Source organism: Anaerolineales bacterium (assembly GCA_019637755.1).
In the GTDB taxonomy this organism is placed as follows: domain Bacteria; phylum Chloroflexota; class Anaerolineae; order Anaerolineales; family UBA11579; genus JAMCZK01.
The window spans coordinates 685,317-700,316 of the sequence record JAHBVC010000001.1 but is presented as its reverse complement, the minus strand read 5'-3'; the positions used below and the strand labels follow the sequence as shown (position 1 = coordinate 700,316).

Here is a 15,000-nt window from a genome sequence, read left to right as displayed (position 1 = left end):
GCCCCCGGCCGTCTTTTTTTATTGCGCTTGTTCGTGCGGCTCTTGGCGCACCAGCGCCCGCAGAGCGTGCTGCTCCACCAGCGCCTCCAGCAGGCTCAGCAAGCGCTGCCGCCAATCTACCGAGTCCAGGTTGTTGAGCCACACCGTGTTCTTGCTGGTGCGCGTGCCCGCGGGCAGCGCGCCGAATTCCATCGGTTTATCTTTTTTGCGTGGCGGCGGGAAGCGCAGCGCCAGCTGTTTGTTTTCAACGTTAATTGTCGTAAGCCCGGTGCGCTCCGCCAGTACGCGCACCTGCAGTTGGAACAGCAGGTTCTGCACTTCTGCGGGTGGCGGGCCAAAGCGGTCACGGAACTCTTCCTTCAGCGCCTCGATCTCGCTCACATCGTGAATATCGGCCAGGCGGCGGTACAGCTTTAGGCGCATGGCCTTATCGCTGACATAGTTGGCCGGAATGCCCACCTCGATGGGCAGGTCTACGTTGATCAGCGGGTGATACAAAGTCACGCTCAGTGCACCGGCCTCAGCGCCAAAGCCGCCAGCACGTTTAATGTCATCCACCGCCTTGGAGAGCAGGCGCGTATACAAATGGAAGCCCACCGAGGCGATCAGCCCGTGCTGGCGCACGCCCAGCAGGTCGCCGGCGCCACGAATTTCGAGGTCACGCATCGCCACGGAGAAGCCCGCGCCGTGCTGCGTATTCTCGGCAATCGTTTCCAGGCGCTGGCGGCCTTCGTCGGTCAGCCCGTTCTCCGCATGGCGGAAGAAGTAGGCATAGGCGCGTTGCGCGCCGCGGCCCACGCGCCCGCGCAGCTGGTACAGCTGCGCCAGGCCGAAGGCATCCGCCCGGTCTACGATGAGCGTGTTGGCGTTGGGAATATCCAGACCGGATTCGATGATGGTGGTGGTCAGCAGCAGATCGATCTCGCCGCGCGAGAACTCGTTCATGCGCGCCGCCAGTTGGCCCTCGGCCATCTGGCCGTGCGCCACGCCAATACGCACTTCAGGCACTACGCGCTGCAAATGTGCGCGCATCGCCTCAATACTGTGCACACGGTTGTGCACAAAGAAGATCTGGCCGCCGCGGTCCAGCTCACGCAACACGGCGCGCCGCACCAGTTGCTCAGAGTACGGGCCAACGTGGGTGACGATCGGCAGGCGCTCCTCTGGCGGGGTGCTGATGGTCGAGATGTCACGTACCCCGGTTAGCGCCATGTACAGCGTGCGTGGGATGGGTGTTGCTGTCATCGTCAGCACGTCCACTTCGGTACGCAGCTTCTTGAGGTGCTCCTTGTGCGCCACGCCGAAGCGTTGCTCTTCATCGATGATGACCAGGCCGAGGTCTTTGAACTTGACGTCGGCCTGCACCAGGCGGTGCGTGCCGATGACAATGTCCATCTCGCCCGCTGCCAGTTTGCGAATGGTGTCCTGCTGCTGCTTGGCATCTCTAAAGCGCGAGAGCATCTCGATGCGCACCGGGAAGGCCGCCAACCGTTGGCGGAAGGTCTCGTAGTGTTGCTGTGCCAGCACGGTAGTGGGCACCAGCATGGCCACCTGCTTGCCGTCCATCACCGCCTTGAAGGCCGCCCGCAGCGCAATCTCGGTCTTGCCGTAGCCTGCATCACCGCACACCAGGCGGTCCATCGGGCGCAGGTTTTGCATATCTTCCTTCACCTCGGCCAGCACACGCAGTTGGTCTTCAGTTTCCACGTAGGGGAAGCTGGCTTCCAACTCATACTGCCAGGGTGAATCCGGCGGGAAGGCGTGTCCTTGCGCCATCTCGCGCTTGGCGTACAGCTCCAGCAAGTCTTCGGCGATGGCTTCCACCGCCCGGCGCACGCGTGATTTGGTGGTGCGCCATTCCTGGCCGCCCAGGCGGTTCAACGTGGGCGTCTCGCCGCGTGAGCCAATGTAGCGGCTCAGCCGGTCAGCCTGGTGTACGGGTACATACAGCTGATCCCCGCCGGCGTATTCCACGCGCAAGAATTCACGCGTGTTGCCTTCGATCTTGGCTTCCACCAGTCCGCGGAAGATACCGATGCCGTGGTCAATGTGCACCACCAGCTCTTCATTCTGCAGGTCTACATAGCCAGCCTCAGGCGCCTGGCTCTCGGCGCGCGGCTGGCGGCGCGCTTGCGGGCGCTCCCAGCCAAAGATCTCGCCATCTGTGAGCAGGTGCAGGCGCGGCTCCTTCGCTCCCGCCGCACCCAGGCTCCAGCCTGGTGCCTCCAGGCTCCAGCCCTCGGCCAGGCTGCCCTCGGCAAACTGCGGGTCGGCCAGGTTGCCGGTGCCGTAGTTGCGCTCGGCCCACATATCGTTGAGGCGCGGCGTTTGGCGTGAGACGATGAGCACCTCATCGCCCGCGTCCAGGTAGCGTTCCACCTGATCCAGCATCGGCTTGAGCTGGCCGCCAAAGCGTGGCCCGGGGCGGAACATGCCGCTCACCGTATGTGCGTCTTCGATGGGCAGGGTGGGGCCGAGCTCGATCAGGGTGCGCTCAGCCAGCAGCTCTTCCAGCTCAGAGAGTGAGAGATACGGGGCAGGGTAGTCCACCGCCAGCGTGCCAGCGGCCAGGTTCTCGGTGCGCAACTGTAGCGCCTGGGTCTCCAGCTCGCTGATCTGCTCGCGCAGCGCGTCCAGATCATCCACAAGGATCAGCGCATCCGCGGGCAGATAGTCCAGCAGGCCAGCGGGTTCAGGGTGCAGTAGCGGAAGATGAAACTCGGTGAGGGCGCGCGCTTCCAGCCCCTCAGGCAGGCTTTCGCCGAGAACGAACTCGCGCGCCGGCGGGATCAGCAGCTCGTCAATTGCGTTGATCGTGCGCTGCGTGGCCGGGTCGAAACGGCGCAGGCTGTCCAGCTCATCGCCAAAGTATTCCAGGCGCGCCGGCAGCTCGTCTTGCATCGGCCACAGATCCAAGATGCCACCGCGGCGTGCAAACTGCCCGGGGGCGATCACGTTCTGTGCCGCCTCGTAGCCCAGGCGCGCCAACTGCGCCGCCAGCTCGGCTGGCTGGCTACGCGCCCCGCGCTGCAGGCGTTGCGCCGCCGCGGCAAACTCGGCGGGTGGCAGCGTGCGTGACATCAGCGCGCGTGCGCTGACCGTTAGAAAGACGGGCGCGCCCTCTGCCGGCAAGGCCAAGCGCGCCAGCGCGGCCAGGCGTTCGCGCCGCGCTGTTTCGCTCCACGGTGCATTCTCATAGAACAGCGAGCTGGGTTCGGGGAAGTACAGGCGTTCCAGTGTGGGCACCCAGAAAGCGAGTTCCTCAAAGTGGGCTAGGGCGCGGTCACGCCGGTGGGTCAGCAGCAGCACCGTGCGCCCGCTGGCCGCTGCCAAGGCGGCCGCCAGCGGCAGGCGCGCCGAACGCATCAGCCCCAGTTGTAGCGGGCTGTTGCCCGCTAGGGGGCCGCCGTCACGGCTATTCGCCAGCAGCTGCTGGAAAGCCGGCTGGCGTTGGATGCGCTGCAGCAATTCGCTCATTCGCCGCCGTTGAACTTGTTCATCGCCGTCACAATGCCTTCGCTCACGAAGGTTTGCATGGCGTCACTGGCGCGCTTGAGCACGAAGGGCAACGCCTGCTGCTCGCTGCGCGAGAAGTCTTGCAGTACATGGTTGGGCGTGCTCATGCGCCCCTTGGGGCGGCCGACGCCAATGCGCAGACGCGCAAACTCCTGCGAGCCCAATTTTTGGATGATCGACTTCATGCCGTTCTGTCCTCCGGAGCTGCCTTCCGCTCGCAGACGCAGCGTTTCAAAGGGCAGGTCTACATCGTCGAAAGCCACCAGCAGCTTTTCGAGCGGCACCTTGTAGAAGCGCACCAACTGGCTTACCGAGACGCCGGAGTTATTCATAAAGGTGCGCGGCTTGGCCAGCACAATGCGCCCTTCGCCAGTGCCAGCCTGCGCCACCATCGCCTCGTTCTGCACCTTGGCAAACTTGACGCCCAGATCCTCGGCCAGCTTCTCCACCGCCATGAAACCGGCATTGTGGCGGTTTTCGCGGTACTCCGGCCCGGGGTTCCCCAAACCGACGATCAAGAAGGGCGGGTTGCCGCTCTCTGTGTCTTTTGTGCGCTTTCGAAACATGTATCCTCGTTTTGCGGGCGTTTCTACCTGCTCTTTACAATCAAAAGCACATCAAAACGCCTAAAAGCCGCATTTTAAATGCGGCTTACCACCGCAGCCTATGCTGGGGTGGTTGTGAATGACGCTATTTTAGCATTTTTGTTCTCAAATCCGCGCTTGCCTGAATTCGCCTATAGGATTTCCTGGCAATAGGCTTATAGGGCCGCAGCATGCTGCGCCCTTTTGTCATTCCGAACGAGCCGCGTAGCGGCGAGGAGGAATCCGTTAAGGATGGCTACTAGGTGCTCATCTATGTGGCACTAAGAACTAGTGAATACGGATTCCTCGCTACGCTCGGAATGACAAGTTGTATCAGTAATCTTGCTCTTGTTTTTAAAGTTGCCCTTTTTCGCATCGAATATTCGAGTAGGGGCGCAACATGCTACGCCGTCATGATTATCCGGGTCTCTTTGTCATCCCGAACGAGGCCGTAAGGCCGAGGAGGGATCCGTTAAAGATCTGTTCCAAACATTACACATCTGGCAGAAGGGCGATACTTCTTTGTGCACATCAGGTAGCCAATGAATAGGCGCAGCACGCCTGCATCTGTCATTGCGAGGACGTGAAGCGGCTGGCTGCTGAACGACGAAGCAATCTGGTGTAAAGCAAAAGCCCAGCCATGTGGCTGGGCTTTTTTGTTGCCAAGACAGGGCTAGATGCCCTTGAAAGCGGTGGCTATTGCCAACAGCACAAAGCCGATCAATACCAGGCCAAAGGCCGAAATGCCTACTGACAGCACGCCGAGCTGGGTCAGGATCCCCAAACTGCCAATGATCACTGCAATTACCCAGGTCACTTCCTTCGGCGCAGACAGCACGAGACCCTTGTTGCTTGAACGTTTCTTCTTTGCCATAGCTCCTCCGTAGGTCAATCTATAGCGCTATTGTAGCGGTGTTCACTCCAGCATGCGCGCCGGGAAGCGATAGCGGCTGTGCTTGTCTTTGAGCCAATCAATCAGGCCAAAAATTCCTAGGATGTTCAATACCAGCCCCAAGCTAAGGCCAATCAGCCAGTCACTGGCACTGGCCGCGGCGTGCGCAACGATGCGCTGGCCAAATACGGCCACCAGCGGGCCGAACAAGACCAGTGCGCTAAGCATGCCGGGGTTGTAGAAGCGCTTGCCGCGTAGATTGAACAATATGCCATGCGCCAGCAGGTTGCCCAACGAGACCAGCATGGTAGCAATGCCCAGCCAGATGGCGCGCTCGGCCGCCAGGGCGGCTAGCAGATAGCTTGTCCAGCCCACGCCCACGTTAATAATCATGGCAGAGTTGGCGTTGAGCGGATACCGGTCGGGTTGCTGGCTGGCGAACATGACCGTGTTGAGCATCCCAGGGAATGTGCCCGGCCAGCGGTACTCCTCAAACTGGTGCAAAAACAAAGCCACTAGGTTGAGCCACAACAGCTTCGCCAGCGGGCTCGCCACGCGGCTTGCCGCGGTAAACGCAGCAAGCGCCAGCCCCAGGCCAAGCTCAAACCAGTGCTTGCGCAAAAATGCCAACATGCGCGGATTGTAATCCTTTAGAATGCGGGCATGCAACTACACCTGGTGGATGGCACCTACGAGCTATACCGCAACTACTTCGGCGCGCCGCCACGCAAAGCGCCAGACGGCCGCGAGGTTGGCGCCGCCATCGGCCTGCTGCGCAGCCTGATGGCCATGCTCGAGCAGCCCGGCGTGACGCATGTGGCCTATGCCTTCGACCACGTCATCGAATCCTTCCGCAATGACCTCTATACCGGCTACAAAACCGGCGAGGGCATCGAGCCGGACCTGTGGAACCAGTTCCAGATCGCTGAGGACCTCGTGGCCGCCCTCGGCGTAACGGTATGGTCCATGATCGAATTCGAGGCAGACGATGCCCTGGCTGCCGGCGCCGCCCGCTGGGCGCCCGAGCCAAGCGTCGAACGCATCCTGCTCTGCTCGCCGGATAAGGATTTGATGCAAATGGTGGGCGGCAACATCGCCGCCTGGGATCGCCGCCGTGATCTCATTCTGGATACCGAAGCCGTGCACGCCAAGTTTGGCGTGCTACCCGCCAGCATCCCCGATTATCTTGCCCTCGTCGGCGACTCGGCCGATGGCTATCCCGGCCTGCCGGGGTGGGGCGCTAAATCCGCCGCCAGCGTGCTGGCGGCTTACGGCAACATCGACAACATTCCGGCAGACTCCGCCGCCTGGCAGGTGCCAGGGCTCAGCGCAACTCGTGCTGCCAAGCTGGCCGCCACGCTGCACGCCCAGCATGCCGATGCGCTGCTCTTCCGCACGCTGGCTACCCTGCGCACCGATGTACCGCTGCCGCAGACCCTGGCTGACCTCGAATGGCGCGGCGCACACCCGCAGCTACGCGAACTGCTCGCCGAGCTCGGTGCCGAAACCATCGCCGAGCGCGTCACGCGCTGGCAGTAGTTAATCAAAGACAATCGATTAATTGATTAATCAATTGCCTTTGATTGCCAATCCTCATCCCTCCTGCTTCATACTTTATGTCTCATATGGTATATTGTTTACAACTGTTGCTATGTCTGATTCTCGCTCGACCCAAATTGTGAACCGCCTTCGGGATCTGCAAGCTTCAGCTCCAGACATCATCGCCTCGGCCGTCGTCACTGCAGACGGCCTTTCGCTTGCCTCTAATCTCCCCTCCAACGTAGAAGAAGAACGCGTGGCCGCCATGAGCGCCGCCATGCTCAGCCTGGGTGAACGCATTGCCCAGGAGTTGCAGCGCGGCAACATGGAGGAAGTCTACATTCGCGGCGAGGAGGGCCTCGTACTGCTCACCGCCATTGGGCGGGATGCGGTGCTCACCACCCTGGCGCGCAGCGAGGCCAAGCTGGGCCTCATGCTGCTGGAGATGCGGCGCACCGCCGCCGAACTGGAGCCTTATGTCGCATAGCGCGTGCACCCCGCCCGCGATTGCATCGCCACTCAACGGAGAGAGGCTCTTTCAAGACCCCTCTCCGTTTCGTTTAACACCCCCGTGTCATTCTGACCGGGTTTGTACATCTACACCAGAATCGCCGGCGCTCGACCAGGGAAGAATCTTTCTCACCACATCTTCCACTTTGCGTCACTTTATTAGCCCTGCCTCACACCTAGCCACATCCATCCGTTAGCTTGAATACACTTACCAGAGGAGTCGTGTCATGACGATTAAGTACATATTTGTTACCGGGGGCGTAGTAAGCTCCGTTGGCAAAGGCGTCACCACTGCCGCCATTGGGCGCCTCCTCAAAGAGCGTGGCTTCAGTGTCGCCGTGCAGAAGCTCGACCCCTACATCAACGTAGACCCCGGGACGATGAGCCCCTACCAGCACGGCGAAGTCTTTGTGCTCAATGACGGCTCCGAGACCGATCTCGACCTCGGCCATTACGAGCGCTTCGTAGATATCAACCTCTCCAAGGTCAGCACCCTCACCACCGGCCAGGTGTATGCCGAAGTCATCGCCAAGGAACGCCGCGGCGACTACCTGGGCGGCACCATCCAGGTCATCCCACAGATCACGGATGAGATCAAGCGCCGCGTCGGCATGGTGCCTGAGAGCACCGGAGCCGAAATCGTCCTTGTCGAGGTCGGCGGCACCGTCGGCGACATCGAGTCGCTGCCCTTCATCGAAGCGCTGCGCCAAATCCGCTCCGATGTCGGACGCGAGAACGTCTTCTACATCCACACCACTTGGCTGCCACACATCGGCGCCACCAACGAGCTCAAGACCAAGCCCACCCAGCACTCCGTGCGTGAGCTGCGTTCGCTCGGTATCTCGCCGCAAATGATTATCGCCCGCGCCGACAAGACCATCACGCCGGACCTCACCGAGAAGATTGCCAAGTTCTGCGATGTCGACCGCCGCGGCGTGGTGCCGGTGCCCACCATTGACGTCATGTACGAGATTCCGCTGCTGCTTGAGCGCCTGGGCGTGGCCGACTACATCGTCGATACGCTCGGCTTGCAAGCGCGCCACAAGCCAGACCTCACCGCCTGGGAGGCCATCAGCAAGTCGGCCCACAAAGACAAGCCCACCGTGCGCATCGCCCTGGTGGGCAAGTACGTGGAGCTGCATGATGCCTACCTCAGCGTCAAAGAGGCCCTCGTGCACGCCGGCCTCGCCCTCGGTGTTGAGGTTGAAATTGACTGGGTGCATGCCAGTGAAGTAGAGAAGGGCCGCGGCTGGGATGAGATCCATGCCGCTGACGGCATCCTGGTGCCCGGAGGCTTCGACAGCCGCGGCATCGAGGGCAAGATTGCCGCTGCCAAGTACGCCCGCGAAAACAACGTGCCGTACTTCGGCCTGTGCCTCGGCATGCAAATCATGGCCATTGAGTTTGCCCGCAACGTGCTCGGCTACAGCGAGGCCAATTCGACCGAGTTTGACCCGGCCTCGCCGTATCCTGTGATCGACCTCATGCCTGACCAGCGTGGCATCGCCGAAAAGGGCGCCACCATGCGCCTCGGCGTGTACCCCTGCCAGCTGCAGCCCGGCAGCGTGGCCGCCGCCGCCTACGGCCAGCCGGTCGTCGAGGAGCGCCACCGCCACCGCTATGAGTTCAACAACACCGCCCGCGAAGCCTTTGCCGAGCACGGCATGCGCTTCTCCGGCACCTCGCCGGATGACCGCCTCGTCGAGATCATCGAGGTCGCCGAGCACCCGTATATGCTCGGCACCCAGTTCCATCCTGAGTTCCTCTCGCGCCCCACGCGCCCACATCCGCTGTTCGCCGCCTTCGTGCGCGCCGCCGCCGAAAAGTCCGGCGCTACGTTGGAGCTGGCCGCGGACATCCTCACTAAGTAGCGCAGTATGTCAGCTTCGAAAGAGACATTTACCCCTGAGATTACGGCCAAGCTTAGATACTACGTATACCGCTTGATTGACCCGCGCAATGGTGAGACCTTCTATGTGGGCAAGGGCAAAGGAAACCGCGTCTTTGCCCACATCGAGTTAGCCAGCTCGCTGGAAGGTGATGACGTGGATAACAAGGTGCGCCGTATTCGCGAGATTCAGCTTGCAGGATTTGAAGTAGCACACGTGATTCATCGCCATGGAATGGATGAGAAGACTGCTTTTGAAGTGGAGTGCGCACTAATGGATGCTTACCCTGGGCTCACCAACGCGGTGGGGGGAGTGCATGGCAGTGACTTTGGTGCCATGCATGCCAGAGAGATCATGCGTCGGTATTCAGCGAAACCTGCGGTTTTTGTACACAAAGCCTTGTTGATCAGCGTCAACAAGAGTGCTGTGGAGCGCTCTTTGTATGAAGCTACACGCTTTGCCTGGCGGTTGAACGTATCCAAAGCGCGGCAGGCTGAAGTGATACTGGCAACTATGCAAGGTTTGATCGTAGGCGCCTTCGAAGCTCAGGAGTGGTTGCCTGCCACACGGGATAATTTTCCCGCCTTGCCTGAAGATAATCCTAAGCGTTGGGGTTTCGTTGGGCGGGAAGCCACTGCCGAGATCAAGCAAGCGTATGTTGGCAGACGCCTGCCAGAAGGTATGCGTAAGCGCGGCAATGCCAATCCTATACTGTATAGCTGGTAAGTTCGCTAACCGCTAACCGCTAACCGCTAATTGCTAATCGCTGGTTTACAATTGATTTTTTAGATTCGGAGACTTTCAAAAATGACAAAGATTACCTCCATCCACGCACGCCAAATCCTCGACTCGCGCGGCAATCCCACCGTCGAAGTCGATGTTCGCCTCGCCGACGGCAGCCTCGGCCGCGCTGCCGTTCCTTCCGGCGCCTCCACCGGCATCCATGAGGCGCTGGAGCTGCGGGATGGGGACAAGAGCCGCTACCTTGGCAAATCCGTCACCCAGGCCGTGGCCAACGTCAACGGCCCCATCGCTGGCGCCCTCATGGGCCACGATGCCAGTGACCAGGCCGCCCTCGATGCGGCCATGTTCGCTCTAGACGGCACGCCCAACAAAGCCAAGCTCGGCGCCAACGCCATCCTCGGCGTCAGCCTCGCCGCTGCCAAAGCGGCCGCCGCCAGCAGCGGCCAGCCGCTATATCGCTACCTGGGCGGCGACGACGCCATCCTGCTGCCCGTGCCCATGCTCAACATCCTCAACGGTGGCGCGCACACTGGCTGGGAGTCCACCGATTTTCAAGAATTCATGGTGATGCCCTTCGGCGCACCGACCTATAGCGAAGGCCTGCGCTGGGGCGTTGAGGTCTATCACAGCTTGCGCGCCCTGCTCAAAGAGAAGGGCTACGGCACGCTGGTGGGCGACGAGGGCGGCTTCGCCCCGGCCCTCAAGAGCAACGTCGAAGCCATCGAACTGGTCTTGCAGGCCATCGAGAAGGCCGGCTACCAGCCTGGCGAGCAGATCAGTATCGCCCTCGACCCCGCCACCAGCGAGCTGTTCGATGACGCCAAGCAAGACTATTACCTACGCAAAGAGAACCGCCGCCTGAGCAGCGACGAGATGGTCGCCTTCTGGGCTGACTGGGCCGCCAAGTACCCCATCGTTTCCATTGAAGATGGCATGGCGCAGGAAGACTGGGCCGGCTGGAAATCTCTCACCACTGCCATCGGCGACAAGGTGCAGTTGGTAGGTGATGACCTCGTCGTCACCAACCCCGCGCTCATTCGCAAAGCCATCGAGGAGAAGGCCGCCAACGCCTTGTTGGCCAAGGTCAACCAAATCGGCTCGCTCAGCGAGACGGTGGAAGCCGTGCGCCTGTGCCAGGCGGCCGGCTGGGGCACCGTCTGTTCGCACCGCTCCGGCGAAACAGAGGACAGCACCATCGCCGATCTGGCCGTCGCCTACCGCTTCGGCCAGATCAAAACTGGCGCCCCCGCCCGCGCCGACCGCACCGCCAAGTTCAACCAGCTCCTGCGCATCGAGGAGGAGCTGGGGGATAAGGCTACTTATGCAGGGTGGGCGGTGATGGGGCGGTAGAGGATATGCAGCGCTACCTGATTGTCATCGAGAAAGCAGTTAATGGTTACTCAGCCTACGCGCCCGATATAGACGGCTGTGTAGCTGCGGGCGAAACCAGCGAAGAAGTTATCAAGAATATGCAGGAAGCTATACAGTTCCATTTCGATGGGATGCGAGAAGATGGCCTACCTCTGCCAGAAGGTTACGCCAGCGCCGAATACGTGGCGGTTTAGCAAGCCTACTTAGCCCGCCGAAGTTTCACAAGCGAAGCGTGCAACTCCTACGCATAGAGGAGGAGCTGGGTGCCACCGCCCAGTACGCAGGATGGGCGGCGCTGGGGCGGTAGAATGGAGCGACGCTACTTAATTGTCATTGAGAAAACGGAACATGGCTTCTCTGCCTACGCACCCGATATAGACGGCTGTGTAGCGGTGGGCGAAACGCGTGAAGAGGCCATCAAGAACATTCAGGGGAAGCCATCCAGTTTCATTTCGATGGAATACGAGAAGACGGCTTACCTCTGCTTGAAGGCTATGCGACGAATACACAGCCTTAGTTGATAACTCTGACCTTTAGTGAACGGTGTTTGCACTAATCTGGAACTTGCTTAGATTTGTGTGTCGTTGACACAGATTAGACCAAAGCATATACTTGCCGAATGGTTCTAATTTGGGGGTCTAAAGGTAAGGCAAAAGAAATTGGCGCTGGAATCTTTTATTGCCCAAACTGCAATTCGTCGCAAAACTATAAGCACTATGAGTTAGGCAAATACTTTACTCTCTATTTCATTCCCTTGTTTCAGACCAGTAAGATTACTGAATACATTGATTGTCAGAGATGCAAAACTAGCTTCAAGACTGAAGTGTTGAACTATAATCTAGGCGCGCAGCAACGTATTCGTGAGATGCTTGGGGGAATTAAGCGAGAGCTTGATAATGGTGTCTCGGCAAATATACTTTATCAGTTCCTACTTACAAAGGGTCTGTCGCAAGGGGAAGCAGAGAATCTAATTAGCATGGCTGCGGGAGGCTCCTTTTCCACTTGCGATAATTGTAAGCAGGTTTATTCAGCACATATGAATTTTTGTTCAAATTGTGGAAGCGCTCTTTCGGCTTCAATTTAAAAGGTTGAGCTTACTACAATGCCCGGGGATACAAGAGCCTGTCAAAATTGCGGTTTTGAAAGTCGAAGTGGCCTTAATTTTTGTCCTAGCTGTGGGGCAAATTTAAACAGAACTGAACCACAAAACGAAAGCCGTAACCCATATCAAGTTTTGCAAATATCAAACAATGCTGAGGTAGAAGTTATATTAGCCGCATATAAATCTCTGGCTAAGAAATACCATCCTGATCAAAACAAATCTTCGCAAGCGGAAACTAAGATGCGAGATTTGAATTGGGCATATCATCTGCTGTCTGATCCAGCTCGTCGCAAAGCCTGGGATCAGAGAAATGCTTCTGATCAAAATAGGCGAGAGGGGCAAGGTAGCGCATTTAGGCAGCAGGCTTCGCGACAGAAGAGGGGTAGTGCTCAAACGCCAGACCCTAAGCCGTCAGAACATTTGAGACGAAAGAATAAAGGATCGAATGCCCTAAGTATTCTGGCCTTTCTTTTTGTTCTTGTATTCCTCGCCTTTGTTTGCGCAGATACTAGCCAGCCGGCTCGACAAACGAATTCAAGCTCTGCTTCGAGCTTCATCGCTCCAACTTCAACCCGCATTCCAACTGCTAGGCCAACATCTAGCCCGGTTGTTAGCTATAAGGATCCTACTTGTCTTAGTGCGTTTGCTGTTACTCAAACTTACGTTGGCAGAACAATCTGTGTTTATGGGGTTGTTGATAAAGTGAATCAAACGCCTGAGTACTCAACAATCATCAGATTGAGAAATTCTGGCACTGGTCAAAATGAAATTCTTTTTCTTAGTCAATCTTGGGTGTGGCCTGACTTAAAACGAGGCGATTGTATTCAGGCTACTGGGCGCGTTTTTCTTACAGCTTCCTATATGTACATCTCATTACAAGACTTGTATCTTTCAAACTCTTGCTAAAGCACTTATACACTATTTTGACTAGATTCCATGTTGAGTGTTTCGTCTCCTTGACACCGCGCCCAATCCGCGCCGCCGCCCCGCCATCCGTGATACATAGTCCCCGCAAGCCGCTGCCTAGCTGCCTGTAGCCTAGCCGCGGGCTGTTGGTGCCACCGGCTCGCGGGCAGCCACAAATGTTTTAACTATTCACACTTGGGGTGGGGGAACCATGATGATGATTAAAACTTCAATCAGAAATCAACGCTCAGCAATCAAAAATCTAACTTGCCTTTGCCCCGCTTCTACCCATGTTTCCGTTCGCTTTCCTCAATCGCCCGCAGCAGCGCCTCTTCTTCCAGTGTCAGCAGGTACTCCTCCTCCAGTGTGCGCTGTGGGCGCAGCAGCAGGTAAATGAGCACGCCGGGAATGAACAAAATTACCGAGAGCAGCACCGCCAGCAGCCGGCGGCTGGGCTCCCTCAGCCGGGCCGCCGCGTCCCGGTGCGTCCAGTACACCAGGCTGGCCCACAGGGCCAGCAAGAAAACGCCGCCCCAGATCGTCAGGGCGGTGGCAAGCGTCTGCAATGTATTCGCATCCATGCCGGTCATTATAGGGATTTCGCCGCGCTGCGCTGAAAACTGGCACCATGTGGAAGCTCAGGCTACAAGGATTCCTCGCTGGTCGGGGTTCGGCGTTCTGGTGTTGCTTTCAAAACCCGCTCGGAATGACACGGAGATTTGGTTTCTTTGTGGCCTTTGTGCCTTTGTGGTTGCTTCTCCCTCATCCTTCCATCCTCATCCTTCATCCTTGTCATTCCTCTGCCCGCATGCTAAACTTGCTCACGCCACGCGCGGGAGAACGCTCTCGATACCCGAGGGCGTTTTTGTGTGTATTCGCCACAAACTCCACCCCCGCCGTGGGCGAGGCACACAATGGATGTACTCATCACCGGCTCCGTAGCCTACGATTACCTTATGACCTTCCCAGGGCTCTTCAAAGAGCACCTGCTGGCCGAACACCTCGAGAAGATATCCCTCTCCTTCCTGGTCGAGAAGCTGGACCGCCGCCGCGGCGGTATCGCCCCCAACATCGCCTACACCATGGCACTGCTCGGCGGTACCCCCCGCGTCATGGCTGCCGTGGGCGAAGATTTTGCCGATTACCGCGCCTTCCTTAAGACCCACGGCGTAGACACCACCAATATGGAAGTCATCGAGGGCACTTTCACTGCCTCGTTCTTCGCCACCACAGACCGCTCCAACGCTCAGGTCGCCAGCTTCTACCCCGGCGCCATGGCCCACGCCAGCGAGCTCTCCCTCAAGAACGTCAAAGGTGGCACGCCCCAGCTGGTCATCATCTCTCCCAATGATCCTGCCGCCATGCAGCAATATGTCGCCGAGTGCCAGGAGCTCAACATCCCCTACGTCTACGACCCCAGCCAGCAGATCGTGCGCTTTGACGGCAGCATTCTGCGCACCGGGGTGGAGGCCGCCCACGCCATGTTCATGAACGAGTACGAGTTTGAGCTCGTCAAAGACAAGACCGGTATGGATGATCAGGCCATTCTCTCGCACCTCGAATACATGGTCGTCACCCTCGGCCCGAAGGGCGCCGATATCTACACCAAAGACGGCAAGACCTGGGTCGAGGCCGTGCCCACTGACACCATCGTAGACCCCACCGGCGGCGGTGATGCCTTCCGCGCCGGCTTCCTCACCGGCGTCAGCCTCGGCCTCGATTGGGAGACCTGCGGCCGCATCGGCTCCCTGGCCGCCACTTACTGCCTGGAGCAGGCCGGCCCGCAAACGCACCACTTCTCCCCGCCCGATTTCGTCACCCGCTATCGTGAACACTATGACGATGCGGGCAAGCTGGATGGTTTAGGGCAAAATTGATTAACCGATTATCGGATTAATCGATTAATCTGTTAATCGATTAACCGTTTCGAAACAAACTTAGGAATGG

15 protein-coding genes are annotated in these 15,000 nt (G+C 58.7%); 10 read left to right on the top strand and 5 right to left on the bottom strand.

The window, feature by feature from the left end; all coding sequences use genetic code 11:
* Positions 1-18 precede the first annotated feature (18 nt).
* The 4 genes from mfd to KF821_03555 all read right to left on the bottom strand — a co-directional run bounded on the left by mfd (position 19) and on the right by KF821_03555 (position 5,625).
* On the bottom strand, positions 19-3,477 hold the full coding sequence (gene mfd, locus KF821_03570) for a transcription-repair coupling factor (protein MBX3004891.1): 3,459 nt from the start codon (positions 3,475-3,477) through the stop codon (positions 19-21).
* On the bottom strand, positions 3,474-4,082 hold the full coding sequence (pth, locus tag KF821_03565) for an aminoacyl-tRNA hydrolase (protein ID MBX3004890.1): 609 nt from the start codon (positions 4,080-4,082) through the stop codon (positions 3,474-3,476). The genes mfd and pth overlap by 4 nt, the downstream gene beginning before the upstream one ends.
* Positions 4,083-4,773: 691 nt before the next feature.
* The gene (locus KF821_03560; protein ID MBX3004889.1) at positions 4,774-4,974 is read right to left on the bottom strand and encodes a hypothetical protein; all 201 of its coding nucleotides are present in this window, start codon (positions 4,972-4,974) and stop codon (positions 4,774-4,776) included.
* Between the two features lie 42 nt (positions 4,975-5,016).
* Positions 5,017-5,625: an HXXEE domain-containing protein gene (locus KF821_03555; protein MBX3004888.1), complete on the bottom strand. Its 609-nt coding sequence runs from the start codon at positions 5,623-5,625 to the stop codon at positions 5,017-5,019.
* Positions 5,626-5,655: 30 nt separating this feature from the next.
* Here KF821_03555 and KF821_03550 point away from each other — a divergent pair, with 30 nt between their 5' ends.
* From KF821_03550 to KF821_03510, 9 genes are all read left to right on the top strand, one after another.
* Positions 5,656-6,531 (top strand): hypothetical protein, encoded by an 876-nt coding sequence (locus KF821_03550; protein MBX3004887.1) that lies wholly within the window; start codon positions 5,656-5,658, stop codon positions 6,529-6,531.
* Positions 6,532-6,643: 112 nt separating this feature from the next.
* Positions 6,644-7,018, top strand: coding sequence for a roadblock/LC7 domain-containing protein (locus KF821_03545; protein ID MBX3004886.1), 375 nt, complete (start codon positions 6,644-6,646; stop codon positions 7,016-7,018).
* 250 nt (positions 7,019-7,268) lie between these two features.
* Positions 7,269-8,912, top strand: coding sequence for a CTP synthase (locus tag KF821_03540; protein MBX3004885.1), 1,644 nt, complete (start codon positions 7,269-7,271; stop codon positions 8,910-8,912).
* A 6-nt stretch (positions 8,913-8,918) separates the two neighbouring features.
* Positions 8,919-9,656 (top strand): hypothetical protein, encoded by a 738-nt coding sequence (locus KF821_03535; GenBank protein ID MBX3004884.1) that lies wholly within the window; start codon positions 8,919-8,921, stop codon positions 9,654-9,656.
* Positions 9,657-9,737: 81 nt separating this feature from the next.
* On the top strand, positions 9,738-11,024 hold the full coding sequence (gene eno, locus KF821_03530) for a phosphopyruvate hydratase (protein MBX3004883.1): 1,287 nt from the start codon (positions 9,738-9,740) through the stop codon (positions 11,022-11,024).
* A gap of 5 nt (positions 11,025-11,029) precedes the next feature.
* Complete coding sequence (locus KF821_03525; GenBank protein MBX3004882.1) at positions 11,030-11,239, top strand: type II toxin-antitoxin system HicB family antitoxin; 210 nt, start codon at positions 11,030-11,032, stop codon at positions 11,237-11,239.
* Positions 11,240-11,353: 114 nt separating this feature from the next.
* Positions 11,354-11,566 (top strand): type II toxin-antitoxin system HicB family antitoxin, encoded by a 213-nt coding sequence (locus KF821_03520; GenBank protein ID MBX3004881.1) that lies wholly within the window; start codon positions 11,354-11,356, stop codon positions 11,564-11,566.
* 98 nt (positions 11,567-11,664) lie between these two features.
* A complete protein-coding gene (locus KF821_03515; GenBank protein MBX3004880.1) occupies positions 11,665-12,129 on the top strand; it encodes a zinc-ribbon domain-containing protein in 465 nt (154 codons plus the stop codon).
* Between the two features lie 18 nt (positions 12,130-12,147).
* Positions 12,148-13,053 (top strand): DnaJ domain-containing protein, encoded by a 906-nt coding sequence (locus KF821_03510; GenBank protein ID MBX3004879.1) that lies wholly within the window; start codon positions 12,148-12,150, stop codon positions 13,051-13,053.
* A gap of 284 nt (positions 13,054-13,337) precedes the next feature.
* On the opposite strand, the gene KF821_03505 is transcribed toward KF821_03510, so the two are convergent.
* The gene (locus KF821_03505; GenBank protein MBX3004878.1) at positions 13,338-13,634 is read right to left on the bottom strand and encodes a hypothetical protein; all 297 of its coding nucleotides are present in this window, start codon (positions 13,632-13,634) and stop codon (positions 13,338-13,340) included.
* 333 nt (positions 13,635-13,967) lie between these two features.
* Between KF821_03505 and KF821_03500 the strand changes: the two genes are divergently transcribed.
* The gene (locus KF821_03500) at positions 13,968-14,930 is read left to right on the top strand and encodes a carbohydrate kinase family protein (protein ID MBX3004877.1); all 963 of its coding nucleotides are present in this window, start codon (positions 13,968-13,970) and stop codon (positions 14,928-14,930) included.
* Positions 14,931-15,000 lie beyond the last annotated feature (70 nt).